The organism is Candidatus Binataceae bacterium, from assembly GCA_035500095.1.
Classification (GTDB): Bacteria; Desulfobacterota; Binatia; order Binatales; family Binataceae; genus JAKAVN01.
On sequence record DATJXN010000111.1, the window covers coordinates 1 to 24885 of the forward strand.

Here is a 24885-nt window from a genome sequence, read left to right on the forward strand (position 1 = left end):
AGCGACCAGGTTCCGCACAACACGCCGAGTTTCTGCACGATCGGGATCGGCGCAAGGATGGTCATGTAGAGGCCCGCGACGTCGCACATGATGCCGAGGCAGGCCGGCGCGAACATCGAGGCCAGCGCGGCGCCGGCCGCCTGGTTCTTATCCTTGACCTCGTAAAGAATTTCATAGTAGCGCCGCGTCATCTGCAGCGAGTGGCTGAGCGCGCGCGCGATGAGCAAGACCGGCACGACCAGGGTCAGCGGCTCAAGGTTGAGCCCCATCCAGCCGCCCGCGCCGACGCCCCAGATGGCCGAGAGCGCGCAGGCGATGAGCGGGGTGGCGGCGCCGGCGAGGCTCCGCATGTAATCGACGTGCGCGATCGTGATCAGCGCGAAGGAGAGCAGGAAGATCCATGCCGCCTGCTCGCCGTAGTAGTAAACCCAGCCGATCAGCATGACCCGGCCGGCCGGGTAGTACTCGATATTCGGGTCCGCCTCCTTGTCCAGCATCTCGTGCACACGGTTCCAGACCTGCATGAAGTCGATGCCGTTTTCGTGGAAGCCGGCCGAGAGCATCGCCGCCTTTTCGTCGGGCGAGACCAGGATGTTGGTCACGCCGGGAGCGATGCGCGCGCGATCCCGCACCGCCAGCGCTCCCGCCTCATCCTTGGGCGGTATGTCGGGCATCACCGGAACCGACTCGGCGCCCTCGGGCGTGGCTCTGGTGACGCGGACTTTGCTCGACGCGATGGAGGTTATGGTGACGTGGTCGATGCTGGGGATGAGGTCGATCGCGCGGGTCAGACGCCAGATGCGAGCGAGCGTGTCGGGAGTGTAGATCGTGCCTTTTTTGACCTTGATCAGGATTTCAACGTTGATGGGGGTGGAGAACTGGGAATACTGCTTGAAGGTGTCGATGATGGTGCTGTGCTTGGGCAGAAGGTCCGAGAACGAGGTCCTGAACTCCATCCGCATGCTGCCAACCAGGGCGAGCACGGTTATCAAGCCGCACAGCGCGATATAGTGCCAGCGGTAGCGGATCAGAAAATGAGCGGTTCTTTCACCGACTGCCATCGAGTTTTCCCTCCCAAACAGCGGCGGGTCCCGCCAGAAGCAGGGTGTCGGGTCCTACCGGAAAGGCTGATGCGATCCAGTCGAGCCGGACCGGAGAGACTGGCATCTCCTGCCAAGTCCATCCGTTGTTCTGATGCTTACCAACCATCAGGAAGCCGGCGCTGGTTCCCACCAGTTGACCGTCCGGCGTGCAGGTCAGACCGAAGAAATCCGGCTTGCCCGCAATCGTCTCGGTGCGCCAGTCGGCGTTGGGCTCTTTGATCACGAGCAGGCCCTGCTGTCCCGAGGAGTAGAGCGTCCCGCCGCACTTGACGATGTTGAAGAGCGCGGGTTCGACCGGAGCGGCGCCGCTGATTCCGGCGGCCGCATCGGCCGCCTGCATCGGAGTCCCTCCGACCGGCACCTTGGGCTTGTTCGGCGTACCCAGGTCGCGAGTGTCGGTCGCGACCCCGCCCTTGACGGTTACCACCGTCTCTTCCTCGCCGACCACGTAAGCTGTCGTGTCGTCGGCGAACGCTACGCCATAGAGATGCGGCGTCGTGCCACTGCTCCAGGTCGTATTTACCTGATGCCATTCTTTGGAGCCGGCCGGCCGGTCGAGGATAGTGCCGAACGAACCGGCGACGACAAACTCGCCCTTGGCGCTCGCCGCGACCGCGAACAGCCGCTCGGTAGTGCCGACGTCATGGCGCGTCCAGGTGTCGTAGCCTGCTGCCACTTCGTAGAGGCTGCCGGCCTGCCCGACGGCGACGCCATCGCCGGAGGGCGCAAAGGCGATTCCGAGCATCGCCATGCCGCCGGTGTCTGAAATCGTTTTCCACGGAGATTGCGGCGTGCGCTTGACCAGGATGCCAAAGCTGCCGGCTACCCAGGTTTGCTCGCCACGCATCGCGATTGAGAAGACCATGTCGTGCGGCGTCCCGAGCCACGCCGGCATCACCACAAACGGCGCCGCCGAGGCCAGGCCAATCAGGCAGGCGCCCAAGAGCAGCAGCGTCAACGCTGCCACGCAAGAATTCACTCGCATGCTTTCTTCCCCAAGTACGGCCCCGGATTTCCCCCGTCCGAGACCTTCATCGCCCGCGTGCGTCTAACAGAGCCGGTTTGCTCGCGTCAACCGTCCGCGCCATCTCATTGCAAAACCTGCATTGCTGTTCGGCATTTACAGGTTGGCTAATGGTGCAGCGTCGCAAGCAATATAACGGGCTCTGAAATGTTGCAAGCGTAAGTGACCGATTGTTGGCGACGTTATCGAGGAACCGTCCTTGCGTTCGGGCTATTTGTGAGGTGAGCGGGCCCGGCGACGAGGCTCCAGCTGTGCCGGGCTTGCGCGGATGGCGGTCGGTCTGGTAACTCGGCGCATCCGTGGCCTATGCGCCCGCCCGAGGGCCGAAAATCGTCGCGTCCGCGTTGAGAAGCTAAACAAGATGCGTATCATCGGCAAAATCGTGCGACAGGCCGAAATGGTTAGACGAGTGACGGTCCCGGCGATCTGCAGCTTTGCGATTGCCCTGGTGACGCTCATCGCAGCTGCAGCGCCCGCGCGCGCTGGCACTTTCAGCCTCACCGCAGAAATCGACCCCGCCCGCCAGTACCATACCGCGACCCTCTTGCCCAGCGGGAAGGTGCTGGTCGCCGGCGGCTACGGCAGCGGCGGCGTCGGATGGCTCATCGATTGCCAGCTCTACGATCCGGAAAAGGGCGAATTCGGTCTGACCGGCAGGCTCACTACGCGGCGCGACGCCCATACGGCGACCCTGCTCCCCAATGGCAAAGTGCTGGTAGCCGGCGGCGAGGAGGTCAACGAGGGCGGCTTCTCGGTTCTGCTCGCCAGCGCTGAACTCTACGACCCCGGAAGCGGCCTGTTTGCAAACACGGGTTCGATGATCACCGGGCGCGAGCTGCACACCGCGACCCTGCTCTCCAACGGCAAGGTGCTGATCGCGGGCGGCGAGGACGCCAAGGGCTACGCCGTCACCCGCTCGGAACTCTACGACTCGGGGATTGGCGCGTTCACACCCACCGGCAGCCTGAGCGTCGGCCGCTACGGACACACGGCGACGATGCTTGCGAACGGCGAGGTGCTGATCGCGGGCGGCGAGCGGATCGACGAAGACGGTTTCGATATCGCGCTCGCCAGCGCCGAGATCTACAACCCGTCCACGGGCAGGTTTACTCCGACCGGGAGCATGCGCAGCGCGCGCAAGCATCACACGGCGACGCTTCTGCACGACGGACGCGTGCTGGTGGCCGGCGGCGAAGACAACAACGGCCACGCGCTCGAGAGCGCCGAGGTGTACAACCCGGGCAGCGGTGCGTTCCAGACCGTCGGGCGCATGATGGCTGCGCATGACAGCCATACCGCGACGCTGCTCGGCGACGGGCGCGTGCTCATCGCCGGCGGCTTCAGCGGCGCGAGCGGTGTTACAGCAGCGGCCGAGCTGTTCGACCCGGCGGGCAACCGCTTCGAAGGCACGGGCAGCATGCACATCGCGCGCGAGTTCTTCACCGCAACGCTGATGAGCGACGGGCGCGTGCTGATGGTCGGCGGGTTCGGCTTCAACGCGTCGAGCGGGTTCGATCTGGTCGGGCCGTGCGAGATTTACTCTCCGTAAAAATTCGCCGTCAGTGCAGAGTCAACCGCTAGTGGGGCGAGGGCGCCGCCGGATTGAGAGGGGCAGGCGCCGGTGCCGCGGAGGCCGAAGGACGAGCGGTCGGCTGGGGCGTGCCCCTTATCGCGCGCTCGCGAGCCGCTTCCTCGGCGGCTTCGTCGCGCTCGGCCGCCTCGGTCATGCGCCGCGCCGCCTTGGCCCCCAGCGATTGGGTCTGCCAGTAGGGCTTGCCGATCTCGACCCACTGCCCGTTGCGCAGCGCGTAAGTGAATTGGAGGTACTTGATCCTGCCGGTCGCGATCCCTTTGGTCATCTCGCCCTTGTTGGGCACGTACTCGGCGCCGGCGCACTTGGCGTGCACGATAATTCCGTCGCGGCCGCTGCTTGGCATGTATTCGAAGCGCTGGCTCAGATCGATGTACGGTTTGTCGTCGGCGTGCTTTTCCTCCTCGGCGCCGAGGTAGTAGCCGAACTCGGTTGAGAGCTTGTCGTTGAGCGACTGCAACTGCGAGTGATTGAGCGCTTGCGCGGCCGCGCGATGCGCGAGCGCAAGGCCGAGCGCCATCGCGCCGACCAGGCATCCCGCGGCCCTCAGCCGGCGGCCGCGCCGCGAAGCATCCGTCATTGTTCGTTTTCGGTTATCTGGCGGCCGAAGGCGGCCAGGTTGCCCTGCCACTGCGCGCCGAGCGCGAGGATCAACACCTGCTCGTTGATGTGCACGTTCTGGGTCAGCGGGCGCATCCCGCCGCCGCCCGCCGCGGCGAGCATCTTATAGGTCTCGCGCGTGTCCTGGTAAAACTCGGCCAGCGGCGAGATCGCTTCGCCCGGCGGGCGGCCGCTGTGCGTCTTGAGCCAGAATTCGCGCTCGTAGCGCTCGTGCTCTTCGGCCGAGACGTCGATGGCGTTGAACGTGCCGTCCTGCGCACGGAAGCGGGCGATCAGCGAGAGCAGCGGGCCGTAGTCCTCGAAGCGCGGGGGAGAGTCGCCAACCAGCACGATCACCTTCTTGGCGTATGGTTTCCAGTTCATCTGGTTGACCGCGGTTACGCACGCCGAATAAACATCGCCCTGCGAACCGTGGCCCTTGGCGGCGATGCCGCTCAGAAAGGTCTGCAGCCGATGGCTGGAAATTGTCAGCGGCTCGATGTCCACGCGTTCGCTGCGGCCGCCGAAGACCACGATGCCGATGCGTGCAATCGGGACCAGGCGGTGAATCGCCATCACCAGCTCGTCCATCCGGTCGCGCACGTCATTGATGATCAGGTCCATCGAACCGGTGTCGTCGATCACGAGCACGATGTCGAGCCCTTTGCGTCTCAGCTCGCCGATGAAACCGCCGAACCCGGTGCCCATCCCGGGCCCTGAGCCCGAACCGATCCCGTTGCCGCCGCCGGTGCCGATTCCGCCCGCCGATGCGTCGCGAACGTAGGTGCGCGTCGGTTGCACCACGGTGTGTGAGATTTCAGGCGCGACCTTCGGCACCACCATCTGCGGCATCGTGTCCGGCATGGTCATCTCGGGCATGTCGACGTCGCGCATTTCGTCGTGCTTCGAGCCGCCACCGCCACCGACCTGCTGCAGCGTGACCATCAGCAGCTCGCGCGCGTTCTGCACCTTGATGGTCGCGATCAGGACCAGCAGCAGGAGCACATGTAGGGCGACCGAGAGCGGGAACGGCCCGATCAGAAAGCGCAACGCGTCGCGAATGCTGTGGCCGGCTTCGTCGATGCGCGCTTCGTCCTCGTAAACGCCGGCCGGCGGCGCGTTGCGCCGCGCCATGATCCGGCTCAGCACGAAGGCGAGGGCGGCGACCGAAGCCATCGCGATAATGACTACAGCGTAAAGCGGCATGGACAGAATTTCCCGCGATTAAATTGCGATCCCCAAGCCGATAGCGATTCCGGTCCCCCTGATAACGCTATCATCAATGACCACGCCCGCAATCAGGCCGGCAGATAATAGTGGCGAAGCGCCGGCCCTCGCAACGCCTTGCAACAACCCACGCAATGCGACGATATACACGGATGGCCGAGCAATCGAAATCGAATCTGCCGCATCGCGCCGAGCACATCGGCAGCCTCTTGCGTCCGCGCGAACTGCGCGAGGCGTTCAAGGCGCACGCCGCCGGGCGATTGGATGACGCGGCGTACCGCGAGGTCGAAGACCGCTCGATCATCGAGGCGATTCGGATGCAGGAGAAAGTCGGCCTTGCGACCATCAGCGACGGCGAATTTCGCCGCGGCTCGTGGGCTTTTGGCCTGGTCAAGGCGGTCGCCGGCTTCGGCGAGGCGCGCTCGATGTTCGAGTTCCACGACGCCGCTGGCAACAGCTACCCCTTCGACACGTGCCACGCGGTCGCGAAAATCCGCCGCAGCCGGCCGATTGCGGTGGGCGAGTTCGAATTCGTCCGCCGCCACACCGATCGCGTGCCTAAGGTTACGATGCCGGCGCCGAGCTTCATGCATTTTTTTCGCGGCCGGGCCTGCGCCGATCCGGCAGTCTATCCCGAGGTCGCGGGTTTCTGGACTGACCTCTTGCGCGTCTATCACGAAGAGCTTGCCGAGCTTGGCCGCGCTGGCGCGAACTATCTGCAGATCGATGAAGTACCGCTCGCGATGCTCTGCGATTCGGCGGTGCGCGAGCGCGTGCGCCAGATCGGCGACGATCCCGAGGCGCTGGTCACGATGTATATCGGCGGCGTCAACGATGCGCTCCGCACGCGGCCGCCGGGCATGACCGTCGGGATGCATCTGTGCCGCGGAAACCTCCGCTCACGATGGATGGCAGCGGGCGGCTACGAAGCGGTGGCCGAGCGCCTGTTCAACGAGGTCGAGGTTGACGCTTTCTTTCTCGAATACGACACGGCGCGCGCGGGCGACTTCGCGCCGCTGCGCTTCATGCCGAAGGACAAGATGGCCGTGCTGGGACTGGTCAGCACCAAGACGCCCGCGCTCGAGGACGCCGACGCGCTCCGCCGGCGTATCGACGAGGCCGCGCGCTACGTCCCGCTCGAACGGCTCGCGCTGAGCCCGCAATGCGGCTTCGCCAGCACCGTCGGCGGCAATCTGCTCTCGATCGACGACCAGTGGCGCAAGCTCGAGCTGATCGTCCAAGTCGCAAGGCGGGTGTGGGGCTGAACGAAGCCGAACTGAGCTGAACCCGGGACGCCAACAAGAGAAACTAAAGGAGACCGATGGCTTACGAGAACTTTATCGTCGAGCGCGCGGGCGCAGTCGCAACCGTCTATTTCAACCGGCCCGAGAAGCTCAATCCGATAACAGGCAAGCTTCTGACCGAGATGCTCGAAGTCGCGGCCGAGTTTCGCGACGACGATCAATCGCGCGTCATTATCCTGACCGGCAAGGGCCGCTCGTTCTGCGCCGGCGCAGACATCGGCGGGCTGACGGCGAATGCGGGCGCGAAGGCGCAGGGCGCGCAGACCGACGCCGGGCGGCTGCGCGCGGCGCGCACCGGATGGCGCGTGATGGACGAGTGGGAGCGGCTGGACCAGGTCACGATCGCGGCGGTCAACGGGTTTGCGATCGGCGGCGGGCTCTCGCTCGCGATGGCCTGCGACTTTCGCATCGCGGCCGCCGGCGCGCGCATTTGGATTCCCGAGGTTGCGCTCGGCGTGCCGTACATGTGGGGCTCGGTCACGCGGCTTATCAATCTCGTCGGGATGGGCCGGGCGAAGGAAATGATCATGACGTGCAACGAGATCGTCGCCGAGGAGGCGCTGAAGATCGGACTCGTCAACCGCGTGGTGCCCGCCGAACGCTTAACCGAAGCGGCTTTGGAGTTCGCCAGCAAACTGGTAAGCAAGCCGCCAATGGCGCTGCGGCGGACCAAGGAGTTTTTCCGCGCGCTCGGCAACGGCCGTCTCGGCGACATCACTTTCGCCGACGGCTACCTGGGGCTCTCGTGTCTTGCGAGCGAGGACATGAGTGAGGCGATGGCGGCGTTCAAGGAGAAGCGCGAAGGACAATACCGCGGCCGCTGAGCGCGAGGACGCCGAATAGTATAATTAAAGTATCACTTTAAATGAACCTCGGACGGCGATGATTTCCATTCCCACGCTTGAAACCGCGCGGCTCATGCTGCGCCAATTCCGGCAGAACGATTTCGAGGCGCTTGCCGCGCTTCATGCGGACCCCGTCGTGATGAGGTATCTCAGCGACGGCAGGCCGAAGTCTCGCGCCGAGACGTGGCTCGCGATGGCGTCCTACCTGGGACACTGGGAACTCCGCGGCTACGGGTTGTGGGCGGTCGAAGAGAAGGCGACGGGCGAGTTCGTCGGCCGGATTGGGCTGCTCAATCCGGAGGGATGGCCCGGCCTCGAGGTCGCGTGGACGCTCGCGTGAGAGCGATGGGGCAACGGCTTCGCCACTGAAGGCGCGAAGGCGGCGCTGAACTACGCCTTCTCGGTGCTGGGGTTGAAGCACGTCATCAGCCTTATTCATCCGGATAACGCCGCTTCGATCCGCGTCGCGCTGCGCATCGGCGAGAAATTGGAGGGGCAGGCGGAGTTGTTCGGCGTGATACGCTCGGTTTACGGGATCGGCCGTCCGTGACGAGCGCGTCGCGACTGCGCATAGAGGAAGCGATGCGATGATTCCGAAGATCCGGTTCGCCACCCCGGCCGACGCCGACCTGATCCTCCAGTTCATCCACGGCCTGGCCGAGTACGAGCGCGCGGCCGGCTCCGTCGCGGCCACGCCCGCGCTAATCCGCTCGCAGATGGAACAGGCCGAACCGCCGTTCCAGTGCCTAATCGCGGAGTGCGACGGTGAGCCCGCCGGCTTCGCGCTCTTTTTTCGAAACTACAGCACCTGGAGCGGGCGCCCCGGCCTCTACCTCGAGGATATTTTCGTCCCCGAGCGTTTTCGCGGCCGCGGCGTCGGCAAGGCACTGTTCAAACGGATGGCGCAAATCGCGATCGAGCGCGGATGGGCGCGGATGGAGTGGGCGGTGCTCGACTGGAACCGTCCCGCGCAAGAATTCTATCGCGCACGGGGAGCGGTCGCGAAGGATGAATGGACGGTGTGGCGGCTCGACGGCGAGGCGCTGGTCAAGACCGCGCGCGACTAACGCTGCGAGCCCCGCATCGGCGCAGGCATCCGTCTACGTCCGGCGGCATTTTTCATAACGACCGGCTATGTTGGAGACGTGCGGCGGCCGCGAGGCCTTTCAAAGGCGCGAGGAATGAACCCATGCAAACGGCGATCGTGCTCCTTATAGCGGCGCTGCTCGAAGTGGGCGGCGATGCGCTCACGCGGATCGGTCTGCGGGAGCGGCCGGTTTTTCTCGCCGCCGGCGCGTTCACGCTCTTCATCTATGGCGTCGTGGTCAACCAGGGCGGTTTCGATTTCGGACGCCTGATGGGTGTGTATATCGCGGTGTTCTTCCTCGTCTCCCAGATCGTGGCCTTCGCGCTTTTCCGCGACGTACCCAACTACAAAACGCTGGCCGGCGGACTGCTGATCGTGCTCGGCGGCGCCGTAATCATGCTCTAACGTGCGCAACTTCCTGACGGCAGCCGCAAAGGTTGCGTCACTCGCCGCGCTGATCGCCTCTGCTGCGATGCGCGGACTTGCGGGTGCGCAAGCCACGACCGCCGCGTGCGGTCCATTCGGGAGTCCTCCGGTCAAGCTGCTCGGCGCGGTCAAGCCCGCCTGCGCGGACGGCGAGAGGCTCGGGCCCTGGAAGGACACCGACGGCACCGACCGCTACGCCTGCCTGTACGACGCGTCCTCGGCGAAGCCCGGCCGCAGACTTCCGCTGCTGGTTTACCTGCATCCGTCGCTGTTCGGGCCGTGGACCATCAGGCACACCAATTTGCTCGACCTGCGCGCCACGACTTCGCTCAGCGGCGAGCACGGCGACCCGGGCTATATAGTACTTGCGCCGCAGGGCCGGAACACCGCGCACTACTATCAATGGCCGGACGACCGCGGGATGGGATGGGACAACTGGTATCGTCAGCTAAGTGCGGCGGGCAACGTCAAAGTCGGCAAGACCGTGTATCCGGAAAACGTCGACGCGGCGACGATCGATCATTTCATCGCGGCGGCGGCGCGCACCGGCAGGGTCGATACGCGGCGGATTTATGTGACCGGATGGTCCAACGGCGCGGCGATGGGCCTGCTCTACGCGCTCAATCGCCCCAACGTCGCGGCGGTGGCCGTCTATTCCGGGCCCGATCCGTTCGGCGCGCTCGTCGATCCGTGCCATCAGAAACCGGTCAGCGGCAAACCGGCGAGCGACGCCGAAGTGCAAATCTACAATGCACGCGTGCCCGTGATGCTCGTGCACAATAGCTGCGACATCGCCGGAATCTGCCCCAATGGCGAAAAGCTGGCGACGGAGCTGCGCGACGCCGGCGCAAAGGTCGATGACGTGATCGTTGACGCCTCAGGCAAGCGGGTCGAGGCGTGCCTGGATGCATGCGGGGCGGACCCCAATGGCGGACTCGCGTTCATGCATCACCCGGGAGCCTGGCTCTCCGGTCTCCATCATCATGGCGAATGGCCCGACGAATGGACCACGGCGATGCTCGAGTTTTTGCGCGCGCATCCGCTGCACCCGTCCGCGCCGCCTTTCTAGCGGCGCGGAGCAATCGCAGCGCTAGATCACCTTGCGCTCGCGAAGCGCGGCGATCGCGGAGGGGTCGAGACCCAGCTCCGTGCGCAGGAATTCGTCGCTGTCGGCTCCGAGAGCGGGCGCAAGCGATTGCGGCGCCGGCGCCTCGGCGTTCATCCGCAGCGGCGACGTCCAGATCGTGATGCGGCCAAGGCGCGGATCGTCGATCTCGCGCAGCATCCCGCGCGCGTGCAGATGCGGGTCGGTCATCACTTCCGGCAGTTCCTTGACGATTCCGCAGAAGACGTCCGCGGCGTTGAGCGCGGCCATGACCGCCTCGCGCGTATGCTGGCGCGTCCACGCCGCGACCACTGCGTCCACCTCCTCGACCTTGGCCGCGCGCGCCTTCATCGTGGCGAAGCGCGGGTCGTCGCCGAGTTCCGGCCGTCCGGCGAGCTCGCTCAGCCGGCGCCATCGATGATTGTCGCCGGCGAGGATCAGCACGTAGCCGTCACTCGCCGGGTAAACGTTGTAAGGCACCATCACGCCGCCGGGAGAGGCGTTACCGTTGCGCGTCTCGGTGATTCCCATCCCGTAGTACGCGCCGATATGAGTCGTCAGCGCGGGTATGATCGCGTCCTGCAGCGCGACCTCGACCAGCATCCCCTCGCCGGTGCGGTCGCGGTTGCGCAGCGCCGCCAGAATCGCGGCCGCGAAATGAATCCCTCCGAGCATGTCGACTACCGCCGGCCCGGCCTTCATCGGCGGGCCGTCGGCTTCGCCCGTGGTGCTCAGTACCCCGCTCATCGCCTGCACCACCGGGTCGAAGGCGGGCAGGTCGCGATAGGGTCCGCTCAGTCCGTAGCCTTTGCCGGTCGCGTACACGATCCGCGGGTTGATAGCGCGCAGCACGTCGTAGCCGAGGCCGAACCCTTCCATGGCGCCGTAGGCGAAGTTCTCGGCCACGACGTCGGCGCGCGCGACCATCCGCTTGAACAGCTCGCGGCCCTCGTCGCTCTTCAAATTCAGCGTGACCGAGCGTTTGTTCACGTTGAGGATTGCGAACCCGATACTGATTTCGCGTCCCGGCGCGCGATAGAGCGCGCGCATCCCCTCGCCATGTCTAGGGGGCTCGATTTTGATCACGTCGGCGCCCAGGTAGGAGAGCATCAGGGTCCCGTACGGGCCATTGTAGAAGTGGGTGAGATCGAGCACCCGGATATCGTCGAGCGGGCGAACTGGCACTGGGCACCTCTGGGCGCGCGGCGCTCGCGGACGCCGTACGCGGCCAGTCTTTATATAACAAAGCCGGCGCGCCGATGTAGCGCGCCGCCTTGTCGCACGCGCAGTCTCGCGGCCAGGGATTCTACGATTCACATTTCATCGACCGGGTAGCCGGCCTTGTTCCAATTCTCCATCCCGCCGCGAAGAACGAATACGTTTGCGAATCCGGCGGCTGCGAGCACTTTTGCTGCGCTCACCGAGCGCTTCTTTGTCCGTCAAATAGTGTCGCGCTCTCTCCTTAACCGGCGGAGAAGCCGAGGCAGGAAAGCGACGGTAGCGAGCAGCGCCAATGCAAGCAGGGCCTTGTGAATCGATCCCGCCTCTCCGGTCGCCGCCTCACGCCCGGCGTAGCCCAGGTAGGTATAGGCAAGCGCACCCGGCGCCATACACAGGAACGAGGCGAGCACGTACTCGCTTAGCCGAATGCGCGTCAATCCGAAGGCATAGTTCACCAGATTAAATGGAAAGAGCGGCACCAGGCGAACGAAAGCGACGAATCGCCACCCTTCCTCTTCCACCCCGCGGATTAGCGACGCCAGTCGTTCGCCGGAACGCCGCGCAACCCAATCCGAGCCCACGTAGCGAGCGGCCAGAAACGCGACCGTCGCGCCGAGCGTGGCGCCGGTCAGGTTCCACAGAGTTCCCCACACAGGGCCGAACAGCGCCCCGCCGGTCACAGTCAGAACCGATCCCGGAACAAAGAGGACCGTAGCGAGCGCGTAGAGCAGGATGAACAGGATCGGCGCTGCCGGACCGAAGCGTGCCAGTTCGCGCTCCAGCCTAGCCGCTTGCAGAAATTCGCGATGGAGAACGAGCCATACGACCGCTCCGCCGAGTCCCGCGGCCAGAACCAGGCGTGGGATGAGGCCTTGGCGTTTCATACCGCACTCATCTAGGTTATCGGGTATCTGCCCGCGGGTCCGCGGAAGGGCTGCAGCAGCATCCGGTCGAGCCACAACTCCCGCGCTTCACGGAACTGCTCGATGCCGATGGTCATGCCGTTATGCCCGGCGGCCGGTTGGCTGCGATAAGTTCCAAGCAAGCGGTCCCACCACGACAGGTTGAAGCCGAAGTTGCTGTTGGTTTCGTCCACCACGATCGAGTGATGGACCCGGTGCATGTCGGGTGTAACCGTCAGCCAGCGAAGGTAGCGATCGAGCTGCGCCGGGATTCGAACATTGCCGTGGTTGAACATCGAGGTCGCATTGAGCAGAACCTCGAAGATGAGTGCGCCGAGCGCGGGCGTCCCCAGCGCGGCTATCGCGCCGAACTTGATCAGCATCGAGAGCACGATCTCGATCGGATGGAAGCGCGCACCAGTGGTTACGTCAAAGTCCAGGTCGGCGTGATGCATCCGGTGGACGCGCCAGAGCGCTGGCACCGCATGAAACATCACATGCTGAAGGTAAATGGCCGCATCGAGCAAAATGACCGATCCGGTCGCCGCTATCCAGTATGGGATCGGCGAGTTGTTGAGCAGTCCCCAGTGACGTTTTCCTCCGAGCAGGGCCAGGCTCACGGCCGTGGCGGGAAGCAGGATTCTCACCAGTGCGGTATTCAAAGCGACGACCGCGAGGTTGCTCGGCCAGCGCCTGAGCCTTGAGTACGACCTCGAGCGGCGCGGCGCGACGGCTTCCCAAAGCGCCATTGCGGTCAGCATCCCGATAAACACTCCCAGCCTTATCGCTGCTTCGTTCATTGGCTGGATCGCCTCGCGATCGTACCGTGAGGGCACACGGCGCCGGATATGAAATGCTCGTTTCTTATTCGTTCAGAATTCTCTGCCGTCGCGCTTGATCCTCACGTCGTGCCGGATTTTGAAGCGAGCGGTCGATGATAATCGCGAATTTCCTTGATTCTGCCGTCCGCAATCTCGACCACTTCCGCGCCGATAGCTTCGACTACTTTTCCGCTTCGCGGCCGCGTGCCGAAAAACAATGATTCGGCGACAGCCTTGCCCGAGTTTCCGGTGAGCGTGCGAAGGGCGCAGCGACAATCGGGCATCAGCGCGAAACCAGTCTCGTAATGCCGCCTGATTTCGTCACGTCCTTCAAACCGTGTTCCCGCGGCATCGACGATTACCGGGGCCGCGTGGAAGCAGGCCATCACCGCCTCGATGTCATGGCTGTTGAACGCATCAAAGTAGCGTTGCACCAGTTCTTCCTCGGCAGTCATAGCCTTATCTCCATCTCTGTGAGGTTCGCAGTTTCCTGGTCGGCAATCGTTGGCCAGGACTCGAAGCCAAAGCAAAAGGCGGCGCGCCGATGTAGCGCGCCGCCTTGTCGCATAAGCCTTGGCCGCTATGCGGCGCGGGCAGTTTGGTTACTTGATGACTATTTGATGACCTCCGCCACGCGCAGCTCGTCGATCTTCTGCTGCGAGAAGCCGAGCAGGGTCTTGAACACATCGTCGGTGTCCGCCCCGCGCAGCGGCGCCGCATGTCGGATCTCGCTCGGCGTGCGCGACATCTTCCACGGGATGCCGGCATGCATGCGGCGTCCGACTTCCGGATGCTCGAGTTGCACCAGGTAGCCGCGCTCGGTCAGGGATTTGTCCTCGGCGAGGTCGCGATTGCTCATCGAGGGGAAGGCGGCCACGCCCGCACGCTGGAGCGTCTCGGTGGCCTCCCACTTGTCGCGCTCGCGCGTCCACGCGGTGATTATCGCATCGAGATCGGCTTCGTTTTTCTTGCGCAGTTCGGCGCTCTTGAAGCGCGCGTCGCCGGCCAGCGCGGGCTGGCCGATCGCCTGGCAGAGCGAGCGCCATTCATCCTCGGTGCCGACCGCGATCGAAACCCACTGATCGTCGTTGCCCTTGCTCTTGTAGGTCTCGTGCGGCGCCATCGCCAGGTCATGATTACCCTTGCGCACCGGCTCGCGATGGTTGATGTCCCATTCGAGCAGGCCCTCGGCCATATGCACGAGCACCGCTTCCCACTGCGACTGGTCGATGTACTGGCCTTCGCCGGTCAGGTCGCGATGGAGCAGGGCGGCGATGATCGCATACGCGCCCATCACGCCAGCGTTGGGATCGGGATACGAGACGCCGATCTCGGAAGGGTCGCCGCCCGTATAGCCGGTCAGCCAGAATTGTCCGGAGAGTGCCGAGGCCGGCGGTCCGTAGCCGACGTAGCGGCGGAACGGGCCGTTCTGGCCGTAACCGGACATCGAAATCTGGATGATGTCGGGTTTGATCTCGCGCAGCTTCTCATAGCTGAAGCCGAGCTTGCCGATTACGCCGGCGGCGAAGTTGTCGGCCACCACGTCGCAGTGCTTCACCAACTGATAGGCGAGCTTGACCGCCTCGGGCTTCTGCAGGTCGAGCAGGATGCTGCGTTTGCCCTGGTTGTACTGATTGAAGTAGCCCGCGCGATTGGGTCCGGGCTGGCTGTCGGCGAACGGCGGCAGCATCCGTGTGACGCACGGCCTGAGCGTGCTTTCGATCCGGATGACTTCGGCGCCGAGATGGGCGAGCGTCTGAGTACAGAACGGTCCGGCCCATGCCCAGGTAAAATCCAGAACGCGCACGCCGCTCAAAGGTGAATCGGCCATAAGATACTCTCCAGCAACGTCTCAGCTTGCTAACGTCAGCTCTGCGCGAACCTCGCGGATCTCAGACCACACCTGTCTGTTTGAGCTTCGCCAGTTGATCGCGCGGCACCCCGAACTCGCCGCAGAAAACTTCCTCGGTGTGCTGGCCGAGGTGCGGCGCCGGCCGCCTGAGCGACCACTTGATCTTCCCGTACTGCGAGGGCGCGCCCGGCACCGTCAGCTTGCCCATCCCCGGCTGTTCCAGCGGCACGAAGAATTTGCGCTCCTTGAGATGGTCGCTTTCATACATCTGCCGCATCGTGTTGACCGGAGCGAACGGGATCCGCGCCTCCTGCGCCGCCTTGTACAGGTCGGTGACTTTCCATCCGGATATCCACTCGCTCATCAACGCCTTCAGCGCGTCCATGTTCTGGGCGCGCGAGACGCGATCCTTGAAGATCTCCTCGCTGGCCCACTCGGGATTGCCCATCAGCTTGACCAGGCTCTGCCACTGATGCTCTTCGACCGCGAGGACGAAGACCTTGCCGTCCTGGCAGTCGGCGAGGAACCACGGGCCGAGTGCGCGCGAGCCCAGGCGCGAGGTTTCGCGTCCGGCATAGGTCCAGTGCATGAAATTCATCTCGAGCATCGCCGCGATCGCTTCGCGCTCGCAGACGTCGATAGCCTGGCCCTCGCCGGTTTTCACCTTGTGGCGCATCGCCGCGATTGCCGTCAGGGCGGCGTGCGCGCCCCCCTGGAAATCGCACTGCGCGCCGAAGGGCTTGAGCGGCGGCAACTCGGGGTAGGGCGACGCTCCGGGGCTGAGGTACGCCCAGCCGCCGGCATTGGAGGCGTTGAGCTCGTAGCCGCGCCAGTTGGCGCGCGGCCCGCGGTCGCCGAACATCGAGATCGTAGCGACGATCAGTCCCGGGTACTTCGCGCAGAGCGCGGCACTGTCGAGGCCCTGGCTCGCGCGCTCGTAGGGCGGCACGTTGTGAATAAAGATGTCCGCCTTCTCGAGCAGGCGCGCGAGCAGGTCGCGTCCCTCGGGCCTGGTCAGATCGGCTGTCACGCCACGCTTGTTGGCGTTGAGGTAAACGAAGAGCCCGCTCTTTTCGGGATCGGGCTGGTCCGCCGGGAACGGGCCTCGGCGGCGCGTCAGATCGCCGCCCGGGGGCTCCACCTTGATTACTTCCGCGCCCAGGTCGGCGATCATCTTCGCCCCGAAGGCGGCCGATACACCCTGGCCGCATTCGACCACCCGGAGCGCGCCAATTCCGCGCGGGTCTTTGGCTGTGCTCATGGTCCTACTTTATTACGATCGGGTTGACCGGTGAACCCGCCCCGCCGACCACCTTCAGCGGAGCGCCCACGAACAGGAACGTGTACTGGCCGTCCTTGGCGCAGTCCTCGGCGAGGTCGTGAGTCCAGTCGATTTCGTTGAAGATCACGCCCTGGTAATGGAGCAGCGCCATGTGCAGCGGGATCATCGTGCCGCTCTCCTCGTGATGGGTCTGCTCGGTCGCGATCGTATCGCTGCCGACCGACGGAATCTCCATCTCGTGGAACCACTTGGCCAACTCGACGCTATATCCCAGCCCCGGTTCGTTGAACACGCCCTTGGGGAAGATGCCCTCGACGCCCTTGTCGTAGAAGCGCTTGAGCCATCCGGTGTGGATGATGATGATGTCGTGCTTTTCGATCGGCGAGTTCTGCTTCTTGGCCGCGGCCAGCATGTCGTCGAGCGTGATGCGCTCGCCGGCGTCCAGGCTCTCCTTGCCCTTGAAGCGAGCCGCGTCGATCAGCACGCCGCGCCCGACCACGCCATGCTCGGCGATCGGCTGGATCGAGCACTTCGAGAGGCTGCCGATCGTGGTTTTGGCGTCGTAGCCGTTGTAGATCGTGTCGCCATGCCAGACGTGCCCCAGCGCGTCGTACTGGGTCGTGCCCTGCAGGTACATCGTGATCACGTCGTCGGCGTATTCCATCCCGCCCGGAAACGGCGTCGCCTTGCCGCTGATATAGAAGCCCTTGTCCATCGCGTTGGTGCGAATCGGCTGCGAACGCGAGGGATAGAGCGGGTCGCCGCCCGGCCGCGCAACCGGCACACCCAGGGTGAAGACCTTGCCTTGCTTGACGGCGCGGATACCGCGCAGGACCTCGGCGCTGGTCAGGAAGTTGAGCGCGCCGATTTCATCATTGGCTCCGAAGCGGCCCCAGTTCTTGGGCGCGTCTTTCAGAAGCTCGCTGAAGGGTACCGGTTTTGTGGCTGCCATAAGTGCTCCTGCTCCTCTCGCCGATAAGGTGAAGCGATCCGGTTCCTTACCGCGTTGTGCCGTTTGAAGCAAACCCCGCGCGGAAATAGCAGCCTGGCGCGGTCTCGGTCTCAACGTCGGCCGGCCGCTTCATTGACCCTTCTTCGCCAGTGCAAGGCGCTGGATTTCGCGCTCGCGCAAATCGCGGCGCTTGATCTTGCCCGTGACCGTCACCGGAAAGTCGTCGAGGAACTCGAACTCGCGCGGATATTCATGCGCCGCAAGGCGCGTCTTCACGTGGTTCTGAATCTCGTCGATCATGTGCTGCGAGGGATGATGGCCTGGCAGCAGCTTGATGAACGCCTTGATCGACTGGCCGCGCCGTTCGTCCGGTATTCCTACCACCGCGCACGAGGCAACCGCCGGATGCTCCATAATCTTGGCCTCGACCTCGGCCGGCCCGACGCGGTAGCCAGAAGTCTTGATGACGTCATCCGAGCGGCCCTGGAAATAGACGTAGCCTTGATCGTCCATGTGGCCGTTGTCGCCGGTGACGCACCATCCGTTGACGAACTTCTCGGCCATCGCCGACGGATTCTTCCAGTACTCCTTCATAACCACCGGGTCGTCGATGCGGATCGCGATCTCACCTGTTTCGCCGTTTTTAACCGGTATGCCGGTTAGAGGATCGACCACCGCGACCTCGTGGCCGGGATAGGCCTTGCCGAGCGGCTCGAGGCTGGCCTTTTCGAGCGCCGTGCAGTTGCCGATGAAGTAGTTGGCCTCGGTCTGGCCGAAGGCCTGATTGAATTCGACCTTGAGCTGCTCGTCAACCCATCGTGCAAGTTCGGGGCTGACCGGCTCGGCGCCGCTCACGATGCATCGCAGGCGAAGCTCGCGATACTTTTCGCGCGGGTTTTTGACTTCGCGGAGCGCCTTGAGCGCGGTCGGCGGATAAAGTCCGACGGTTGCGCCGTATTTCTCGATCAGTTTGAGCGTTACGTCGGGATCGAACCGGGCCTTGCTGCGGTAAGCCAGCACCGGGATTCCGTAGGGCCAGATCGCGAGCAGACCGTCGAGCAGGCCGCCCGCCCACGCCCAGTCGGCCGCGCTGTAGTAGAGGTCGCCCGGGCGCAGGAAATTATAAGAGTAGTCGATCCCGTTGTGGCCCAGCACGTAGCGCGCGGCGTGCAGAACGCCCTTGGGATCGCCGGTGGTGCCCGAAGTGTACATCAGCAGGATCGGGTCTTCGGCGTGCGACCGGCCCATCCTGAACTGGTCGGAGCCCCTGGCGATCAGATCGTCGAAGGCGAGGGCGCCCTTGCTCGCGCCGGTGACGATCACATGGCGCAGCGCGGCGACGTCCTTGCGAATCGGATCGAGCTTCTCGACGCTCTCGGGTTCGAGCAGGATCGCTTTCGCCGCGCTGTTGTTGAGCCGGTACTTGAGCGCGTCGGGGCCGAACAGCCTGGAAATCGGCAGCGCGATCGCGCCGATGCGATAGAGTCCCATGTGCGCGATCGCAGTCTCCGGCCGCTGCGGCAGATGGACCGCGACGACGTCGCCGCGCTCGATTCCCAGGCCCGCCATCGCGTTGGCGAAGCGCCGGCTAAGCTCGGCCATTTTGCCGAAGGTGTAGGTCTCGACGCGCCCTTCGTCATCTTCGTAGTGGAGCGCCGGCTTGTCGCGGAGATCGGCGTGGCGGTCGAGACAATCGACGGCGACGTTGTAGTCGGCCGGGATTTTCCATTGATGGCGCGCGCGGGCGTCCGCGATGTTTTTCGCGCCGTGGACCGTCTGTTCGCGAAGGCCGATGAAGCTCATGGCGGGAATTCCTCCGAGGTGCTGTCGTGCGCGACGGCGCGGCGCCCGCGACGTGCGCCATGCAGCGCCTAAGCGAAAGCGTAATCTGCCTGTGCAATTCCATCAACTTGGTTTTGCTCGCTGGCCAAGCGCAGCCGATCGCTCTTTTGTCTCGGAGCTCTCTCGCCGGTACACTTGAGCGGGGGAACCTCCGATGGCGAAAGTCTGGGTGCTGCAGCATCATCCGGCCGAGAATCTGGGCGCGATCGCCGACGCGCTCGAGTCGGCGGCGCTCGCATGGCAATACGTGCGCGTCTTCGGCGGCCATCCGATTCCCGCCGACATGAAAGGCGCGGGCGGGCTCATCGTGATGGGCGGGCCAGAGGCGGTTTACCAGCTCGACCGCTATCCCTACCTGCGCGCCGAGATTGCGCTGATCCAAAGTGCGCTCAAGGCGGGCCGCCCGGTGCTAGGCATATGTCTCGGCAGCCAGTTGCTCGCGGCCGCGCTCGGGGCGAACGTCCGGCGGGCCGCGCATCGGGAGATCGGATGGTATCCCGTGCGGCTGCGCGCCGAGGCTCGAAACGACCGGCTGCTGGGCGGGCTTCCGGAGGAATTCGTCGCCTGCCACTGGCACAGCGATGTCTTCGATCTTCCGGCAGGCGCGATCCCGCTCGCTTCCTCCGAGCTTACAGAGGTTCAGGGCTATCGCTACGGCGACAACGCCTGGGGACTCCTGTTCCATGCGGAGATGACGCAGCAGATCGTCGCGGCGCTGGTCGGGGAGTTCGGCGAGGGGCTCAAGCGGGTGGGAATCGACGGCGACGAGATCCTGGCGTCGGCGCCGCGCCATCTCCCCGGCCTCGGCAAAATCGCCGAGACGATTTTCGGCCGCTGGGCCGCGCCGATCCAGGGGACATGATTCCAGCCCGGCTCGCTCGCGGACAAGGCGACGAGCGTATCCGCTCAGAACAGCACGGACGGCAGATACGCGCCGACCGGTTCGTTATACAAACCCGTCGTCATCAGGGTCATCGGTTGAACGATCCGTAACCCTTTGCCCAGGCACCAGCGCATCAGCTCGTTGTTGCGCGTAGGGACGAGAAATCCAGGGCCGCCGAATGAGTCCGCTGCGCCGATCAGCGCCTCGACGTCCTCATTCGTCTCGCCGACGGTATGGCCGAAGAAAGCGATCGCGGAAGTGTAGCCGCTGATACGGCCCGCGCGTTCGACGACGGCGGCGTGCCGCGGCCTGAGCGCCTCGCGCAACTCGCCGGTGCGATTATGGCCGTGGACGCGAACGCATAGCCGGGCGCATTCCTCAAGGTCGTTTTCGCGCGCCGGCCGCACGGCGTATCCGGGAATAGAAAGCTTAAGCGGCGCACTCTGAAAGACGCTCAGCGGTTCGCGCGAGTCGAAACCCAGCTTGGTGTAAAGGCTGAGCGAGCGGCAATGATAGGCCGACTGGACGAGCCGCACGCCGGGAAAGCGGCGCGCGGCGGCGCGTTCCATCGCAGCCTGCATCAGGCGCCGCCCGATCGCGCGGTCTTGAACCGCGGGATCGACGGTTATCGGCCCGATGCCGGCGATCGGACTGCGCTCGTCGAGAACGTTGCTGCCGACGATGCGCCCGTCGAGTTCGGCGACCACTTTGTAGAACCCCGGATTTGCCAGCACGAAGGACAGGACCATGATGGCGCTTTCGGGATCGGGAAAGTCGGGCGGAAAGTTGTGCTCCTCGGCGATCGTTTTGAAGGCCTCGTAGGCGATGATGCCGCAGGCCTGCGCGTCATCGATTCTGCCTTCCCTCAGTTTGACGTCCATCGGTGACCTTCCAGCGCGCTCCGGCGTTTTCTGATCTCGCAGAGATTAGCCCGGATGGTTCTGCTGATGGAATACGCCGCGCCCGGCGCGGGTCTGCTCGAACGCGAGCAGCTTTTTCTTCGTCTCGAGGCCCCATCGATAACCCGTGAGCTTGCCATTGGCGCCGATGGCGCGATGGCACGGAATCAGAATCGACACCGGGTTCGATCCGTTGGCGTGGCCGACGGCGCGCGCCGCCGACGGCCGTCCGATACGGGCCGCGATCTCGCCGTAACTCTTTGTCGCGCCCTCGGGGATGGCGCACAACTCGCGCCATACACTCAGCTGAAACGGAGTTCCGCTAACCTCAAGCGCCGCCTCGCATCGCGTAGTTTCGCCGCCGAGGTAGCGCAGCACGGCATCCGCGGCGGGACCCGCGGCGGCGTCGTCGCGGGATACTTTGGCCTCGCGAAAATCTCGCCTGAGCTCGCTCTCCTGGAACGCGTCGGAGTGATGCACCGAAAGGGCGCAGATCCCGCGCGCGGTCACCGCAACCAGCATCCGACCGAACGGCGAATCGACGATGGTGTAGCTGATCTCGGCGCCGCGTCCGCGCGGGCCCCATTCGGCGGGAACGATTGATTGATTCATGACGGAGTTCCTCGATTGGTTTGCTCTCGATTTTAACTGGAGACAAGAGCTTCAACCCCGAACGTCCCGATTTGTAAAAAAGGTTCCGCCATCGCCCAAGATTTCCACCTTCGTCGTGAACATCCTGCATGCGACCTAAAAAACCGCGGCCTTTGCACGAGGATCCTTCGGCGCCCGGCGGCATGTTTTTTGGACCCGCTCGGCAGAGCCGCTCCATACAAAGCGGTTTCATCGAAAGGGAGGATTTTTCGCATGCTATTCAAACCCTGCGCGATCGCCGTTTGCGCGACGGTCTTCGCCATGACCATCACATTACCGTCGTCGGCTATGATCGTGGCAAACAGAAGCTCGGCGCGAAGCGTCGCCGCGCTTTATGCGCAGGCCGACGCGGCGAGTCCTCGCACCATCGATGATGCAACGTTGAAACGCACCGCGGCCGCGTATGTGAAGGTGCGGGATATAGCGGAAAAGGCGCAGCAGGAAATCAGCAGCACCGACGACACCGCCCGGAAGGAGCAGTTGGCGACTCAGAGCGAGTCTGCGAAGGTCGAAGCGGTGAAACAGGAGGGGATGGACCCGCAGGAGTACAATGCTGTCCTTCAGCTAGTCAAAACGGATAGCGCCTTGCAGCAGAAATTCCTTTCCTACGTGCAAGGGCTAGGGCATGCATCGTAGCCATGGCCGATCTTGCAAAGCGGCTTCAGGCGCAACGCCTGGAGAAGCGGCGTGCATAGGTTGGTACGCCGATCACGCACGAACGGCATCGCCCGGGCGGCGGTGCCGTTCGTGTGCCGCGCAAAAATTACCCTTTGGGCAATTTCAGGACCCGCTCGCCGATGATGTTGTGTTGGATCTCGCTCGAGCCCGCCGCGATCGTAAGCCCGCGCGCCGCCAGCGTGCGCATCGCCCAGCGCCCGCCCTCGATCGCTCCGACCGATTCCTTCATCAGCGCGCCGTAGGCTCCGAGCAGTTCGTCCGCGAACATCGCGACGCGCAGGTTGAGTTCGGTTGCGAACAGCTTGCCGAAAGAGGTCTCGGCCCCCGGCACCTTGCCCTTGAGTTGAGCGGTCAGTCCGCGATAGCGGCTAAGCCGCAGGCATCGCGATTCAATCGCGAACTGCGCGAGTTTCTGGCGAACGTAAGGATGGCGATTCGCGGGCAGCCCCTCGAATTCGATCCCGTGCGACAGTTCGATTAGCTCGTTGATCGTGCGCTCGACCGGATGGCGCGTGCCGCCCGACGCGCGTTCCCACATCAGAGTCGCGATCGACACCTGCCATCCCTGGTTGAGCTCACCGACCAGGTTCTCTTTGGGTACGCGGACGTTGTCGTAGAATACTTCGTTGAATCCCGACTCGCCGGTTATCTGCATCAGCGGGCGGACCGTGATCCCGGGGCTTTTCATGTCCACCAGCAGGTAGGAGATTCCTTTGTGCTTGGGCGCCGCGGGGTCAGTGCGCACCAGCAGCACCTGCATGTGGGCGCGCTGCGCGAGGCTGGTCCAGACCTTCTGGCCGTTGACCACGAATGAATCGCCCTCGAGCACGGCGCGGGTCTGCAGACTCGCGAGGTCGGAGCCGGAATTGGGCTCGGAGTAGCCCTGACACCAGATCTCCTCGCCGGTGAGCATCTTTGCGAGATAGCGCTCCTTCTGCTGCTCGGTGCCGAGCAGGATGATGGTCGGGCCGATGCGATCGATCGCAAGCTGATTGGCGCCGTAAAGCGGCAGGCCCAGGCGCAACACTTCGTCCTGGTAGATTGCCTGGTCGATGAGCGAAGCGCCGCCGCCGCCCCATTGCTTCGGCCAGTGCAGCGCGACGTAGCCGGCGTCGTAGAGGCGCCGATGATATTCGAGCAGGCCGCGCCATTTCGCGTCGTCACCGACGTCGAGCAGGCTCGCGGTCGAAGCGCCCATCCCGTCGCCTCGCCGGCCGAAGAGTTCGCCCGAGGTCTTTTCCAGCCAATCGCGCAGGCGCGAGCGAAAGGCCTCCTGCTCCGGGGTGTAACTGAAATCCATATCGTCTCTCCGTTGCGATACTGCGCTTGAAGCCGCTGCTCGCGCGCCGTCCGTTCGGGCACTATAGCAATGGCTGGCGCGGATGGTCAGCCGGTCGGCCATGCGCGCGGGCGCTTTGCCCGCGGCGCCGGTCGTTTGCTATATGACTTGGGTTTGCTTGCCGGATAGCACGCGCCCGCAATTCGCGGGCGGCAAGCGGCGGCGCGAAATTATCCTCCAGAGGCGGGTGTCAAATACAGATGGCGTTCAAGATGATCAAGGTTCCGAGCAACGGCGAGAAGATCACGATGGGGGCGGACGGCCAGCTCAAGGTGCCGTCGCGGCCGATCATTCCGTTCATCGAGGGCGACGGCACCGGGCCGGACATCTGGCGCGCCTCGCAATACGTCTTCGACAACGCGCTCAAAAAGGTTTACGGCGGCAAGCGCGAGATCGCGTGGATGGAAGTCTGGGCGGGCGAGAAATCCTTCAACCAGTTCAATAATTGGCTGCCCGACGAAACCGTCGAGGCCTTCAAGGAATACCTGGTCGGCATCAAGGGGCCGCTGACCACGCCGGTCGGCGGCGGGATTCGCTCGCTCAACGTGGCGCTACGCCAGTTGCTCGACCTCTACGTCTGCCTGCGCCCGGTGCGCTACTTCAAGGGCACGCCGAGCCCGGTTAAGAATCCCGAGAAGCTTGACGCCGTCATCTTCCGCGAGAATACCGAGGACATCTACGCCGGCGTCGAATGGGAGGCCGAATCGCCCGAGGCGAAGAAAGTGATCAAGTTCCTGATCGAGGAGATGAAGGTCACCAAGATTCGCTTCCCCAACACCTCGGGCATCGGGATCAAGCCGATCTCGCGCGAGGGCTCCGAGCGGCTCATCCGCGCGGCGCTCAACTACGCCATCGCGCACAAGCGCAAGAGCGTGACCCTGGTGCACAAGGGCAACATCATGAAGTTCACCGAGGGCGCGTTCCGCGACTGGGGCTACGAGCTCACGCGGCGCGAGTACAAGGGCAGGGCGGTCACCTGGGACGAATGTGACGGTAAGCCGCCGGCCGGGCAGATCCTGGTCCGCGACAATATCGCCGATATCACGCTGCAGCAGGTGCTGACGCGCCCCGAGGATTTCGACGTCGTGGCGACGATGAATCTCAACGGCGACTATCTCTCCGACGCGCTCGCGGCCCAGGTCGGCGGACTCGGGATCGCGCCGGGCGCCAACATCAACTATGTCACCGGCCATGCGATCTTCGAGGCTACTCACGGCACCGCGCCCAAGTACGCCAACCAGGACAAGGTCA

At 64.3% G+C, this 24885-nt stretch carries 24 protein-coding genes and 2 pseudogenes; 10 read left to right on the forward strand and 16 right to left on the reverse strand.

Features of this window, described 5'->3' with window-relative positions:
• On the reverse strand, positions 1–1061 hold a 1061-nt coding region (locus tag VMI09_11070; protein ID HTQ25229.1), incomplete at its 3' end, for an MMPL family transporter.
• Entirely contained in the window at positions 1048–2088 is a 1041-nt protein-coding gene (locus VMI09_11075; GenBank protein ID HTQ25230.1) for a hypothetical protein, read from the reverse strand. The genes VMI09_11075 and VMI09_11070, both read right to left, overlap by 14 nt.
• Before the next feature lie 400 nt (positions 2089–2488).
• On the opposite strand from VMI09_11075, the gene VMI09_11080 reads away from it, so the two are divergent.
• Positions 2489–3676: a kelch repeat-containing protein gene (locus VMI09_11080; protein HTQ25231.1), complete on the forward strand. Its 1188-nt coding sequence runs from the start codon at positions 2489–2491 to the stop codon at positions 3674–3676.
• Between the two features lie 28 nt (positions 3677–3704).
• Here VMI09_11080 and VMI09_11085 read toward each other — a convergent pair whose 3' ends face one another.
• Both VMI09_11085 and VMI09_11090 read right to left on the reverse strand, forming a co-directional pair.
• Entirely contained in the window at positions 3705–4298 is a 594-nt protein-coding gene (locus tag VMI09_11085) for a hypothetical protein (protein HTQ25232.1), read from the reverse strand.
• Entirely contained in the window at positions 4295–5524 is a 1230-nt protein-coding gene (locus VMI09_11090) for a vWA domain-containing protein (protein ID HTQ25233.1), read from the reverse strand. The genes VMI09_11085 and VMI09_11090 overlap by 4 nt, the downstream gene beginning before the upstream one ends.
• A 173-nt stretch (positions 5525–5697) precedes the next feature.
• Between VMI09_11090 and VMI09_11095 the strand changes: the two genes are divergently transcribed.
• The 6 genes and pseudogenes from VMI09_11095 to VMI09_11120 all read left to right on the forward strand — a co-directional run bounded on the left by VMI09_11095 (position 5698) and on the right by VMI09_11120 (position 10276).
• A complete protein-coding gene (locus tag VMI09_11095; GenBank protein HTQ25234.1) occupies positions 5698–6810 on the forward strand; it encodes a 5-methyltetrahydropteroyltriglutamate--homocysteine S-methyltransferase in 1113 nt (370 codons plus the stop codon).
• Positions 6811–6866: 56 nt separating this feature from the next.
• Positions 6867–7673, forward strand: coding sequence for an enoyl-CoA hydratase/isomerase family protein (locus tag VMI09_11100; protein HTQ25235.1), 807 nt, complete (start codon positions 6867–6869; stop codon positions 7671–7673).
• Between the two features lie 94 nt (positions 7674–7767).
• Positions 7768–8244 (forward strand): annotated as a pseudogene (locus VMI09_11105) (GNAT family N-acetyltransferase).
• A 37-nt stretch (positions 8245–8281) separates the two neighbouring features.
• Positions 8282–8761 (forward strand): GNAT family N-acetyltransferase, encoded by a 480-nt coding sequence (locus VMI09_11110; protein HTQ25236.1) that lies wholly within the window; start codon positions 8282–8284, stop codon positions 8759–8761.
• Between the two features lie 122 nt (positions 8762–8883).
• Complete coding sequence (locus tag VMI09_11115) at positions 8884–9186, forward strand: hypothetical protein (protein ID HTQ25237.1); 303 nt, start codon at positions 8884–8886, stop codon at positions 9184–9186.
• 1 nt (position 9187) lies between these two features.
• Entirely contained in the window at positions 9188–10276 is a 1089-nt protein-coding gene (locus VMI09_11120) for a PHB depolymerase family esterase (GenBank protein ID HTQ25238.1), read from the forward strand.
• 21 nt (positions 10277–10297) lie between these two features.
• Here VMI09_11120 and VMI09_11125 read toward each other — a convergent pair whose 3' ends face one another.
• The 9 genes and pseudogenes from VMI09_11125 to VMI09_11165 form a co-directional block, all read right to left on the reverse strand.
• Positions 10298–11497: a CoA transferase gene (locus tag VMI09_11125; protein ID HTQ25239.1), complete on the reverse strand. Its 1200-nt coding sequence runs from the start codon at positions 11495–11497 to the stop codon at positions 10298–10300.
• 128 nt (positions 11498–11625) lie between these two features.
• Positions 11626–11736, reverse strand: a pseudogene (locus VMI09_11130) (rhodanese-like domain-containing protein).
• 15 nt (positions 11737–11751) lie between these two features.
• Positions 11752–12417, reverse strand: coding sequence for a TVP38/TMEM64 family protein (locus tag VMI09_11135; protein ID HTQ25240.1), 666 nt, complete (start codon positions 12415–12417; stop codon positions 11752–11754).
• An 11-nt stretch (positions 12418–12428) separates the two neighbouring features.
• Positions 12429–13235: a sterol desaturase family protein gene (locus VMI09_11140; GenBank protein HTQ25241.1), complete on the reverse strand. Its 807-nt coding sequence runs from the start codon at positions 13233–13235 to the stop codon at positions 12429–12431.
• 101 nt (positions 13236–13336) lie between these two features.
• Complete coding sequence (locus tag VMI09_11145; GenBank protein HTQ25242.1) at positions 13337–13711, reverse strand: nuclear transport factor 2 family protein; 375 nt, start codon at positions 13709–13711, stop codon at positions 13337–13339.
• A gap of 158 nt (positions 13712–13869) precedes the next feature.
• Positions 13870–15087 (reverse strand): CoA transferase, encoded by a 1218-nt coding sequence (locus VMI09_11150; protein ID HTQ25243.1) that lies wholly within the window; start codon positions 15085–15087, stop codon positions 13870–13872.
• Between the two features lie 61 nt (positions 15088–15148).
• Complete coding sequence (locus VMI09_11155; GenBank protein ID HTQ25244.1) at positions 15149–16369, reverse strand: CoA transferase; 1221 nt, start codon at positions 16367–16369, stop codon at positions 15149–15151.
• A gap of 4 nt (positions 16370–16373) precedes the next feature.
• Positions 16374–17342 carry a cyclase family protein gene (locus tag VMI09_11160; GenBank protein ID HTQ25245.1) on the reverse strand — a complete coding sequence of 323 codons (969 nt, stop codon included), beginning with the start codon at positions 17340–17342 and terminating at the stop codon, positions 16374–16376.
• A gap of 129 nt (positions 17343–17471) precedes the next feature.
• On the reverse strand, positions 17472–19145 hold the full coding sequence (locus VMI09_11165) for an AMP-binding protein (GenBank protein ID HTQ25246.1): 1674 nt from the start codon (positions 19143–19145) through the stop codon (positions 17472–17474).
• A gap of 193 nt (positions 19146–19338) precedes the next feature.
• On the opposite strand from VMI09_11165, the gene VMI09_11170 reads away from it, so the two are divergent.
• Complete coding sequence (locus VMI09_11170; protein ID HTQ25247.1) at positions 19339–20046, forward strand: gamma-glutamyl-gamma-aminobutyrate hydrolase family protein; 708 nt, start codon at positions 19339–19341, stop codon at positions 20044–20046.
• A gap of 44 nt (positions 20047–20090) precedes the next feature.
• On the opposite strand, the gene VMI09_11175 is transcribed toward VMI09_11170, so the two are convergent.
• Both VMI09_11175 and VMI09_11180 read right to left on the reverse strand, forming a co-directional pair.
• Positions 20091–20948: a GNAT family N-acetyltransferase gene (locus tag VMI09_11175; GenBank protein ID HTQ25248.1), complete on the reverse strand. Its 858-nt coding sequence runs from the start codon at positions 20946–20948 to the stop codon at positions 20091–20093.
• A gap of 45 nt (positions 20949–20993) precedes the next feature.
• Positions 20994–21578, reverse strand: a complete 585-nt coding sequence (locus tag VMI09_11180; protein ID HTQ25249.1) for a methylated-DNA--[protein]-cysteine S-methyltransferase — start codon at positions 21576–21578, stop codon at positions 20994–20996.
• A 252-nt stretch (positions 21579–21830) separates the two neighbouring features.
• Between VMI09_11180 and VMI09_11185 the strand changes: the two genes are divergently transcribed.
• Positions 21831–22253, forward strand: a complete 423-nt coding sequence (locus VMI09_11185; protein HTQ25250.1) for a DUF4168 domain-containing protein — start codon at positions 21831–21833, stop codon at positions 22251–22253.
• A gap of 127 nt (positions 22254–22380) precedes the next feature.
• Here the strand turns inward: VMI09_11185 and VMI09_11190 are convergent, their stop codons facing one another.
• Positions 22381–23595, reverse strand: coding sequence for an acyl-CoA dehydrogenase family protein (locus VMI09_11190; GenBank protein ID HTQ25251.1), 1215 nt, complete (start codon positions 23593–23595; stop codon positions 22381–22383).
• Positions 23596–23834: 239 nt separating this feature from the next.
• On the opposite strand from VMI09_11190, the gene icd reads away from it, so the two are divergent.
• Positions 23835–24885 (forward strand): NADP-dependent isocitrate dehydrogenase (icd, locus tag VMI09_11195; protein HTQ25252.1); only part of this gene is annotated, 1051 nt, incomplete at its 3' end.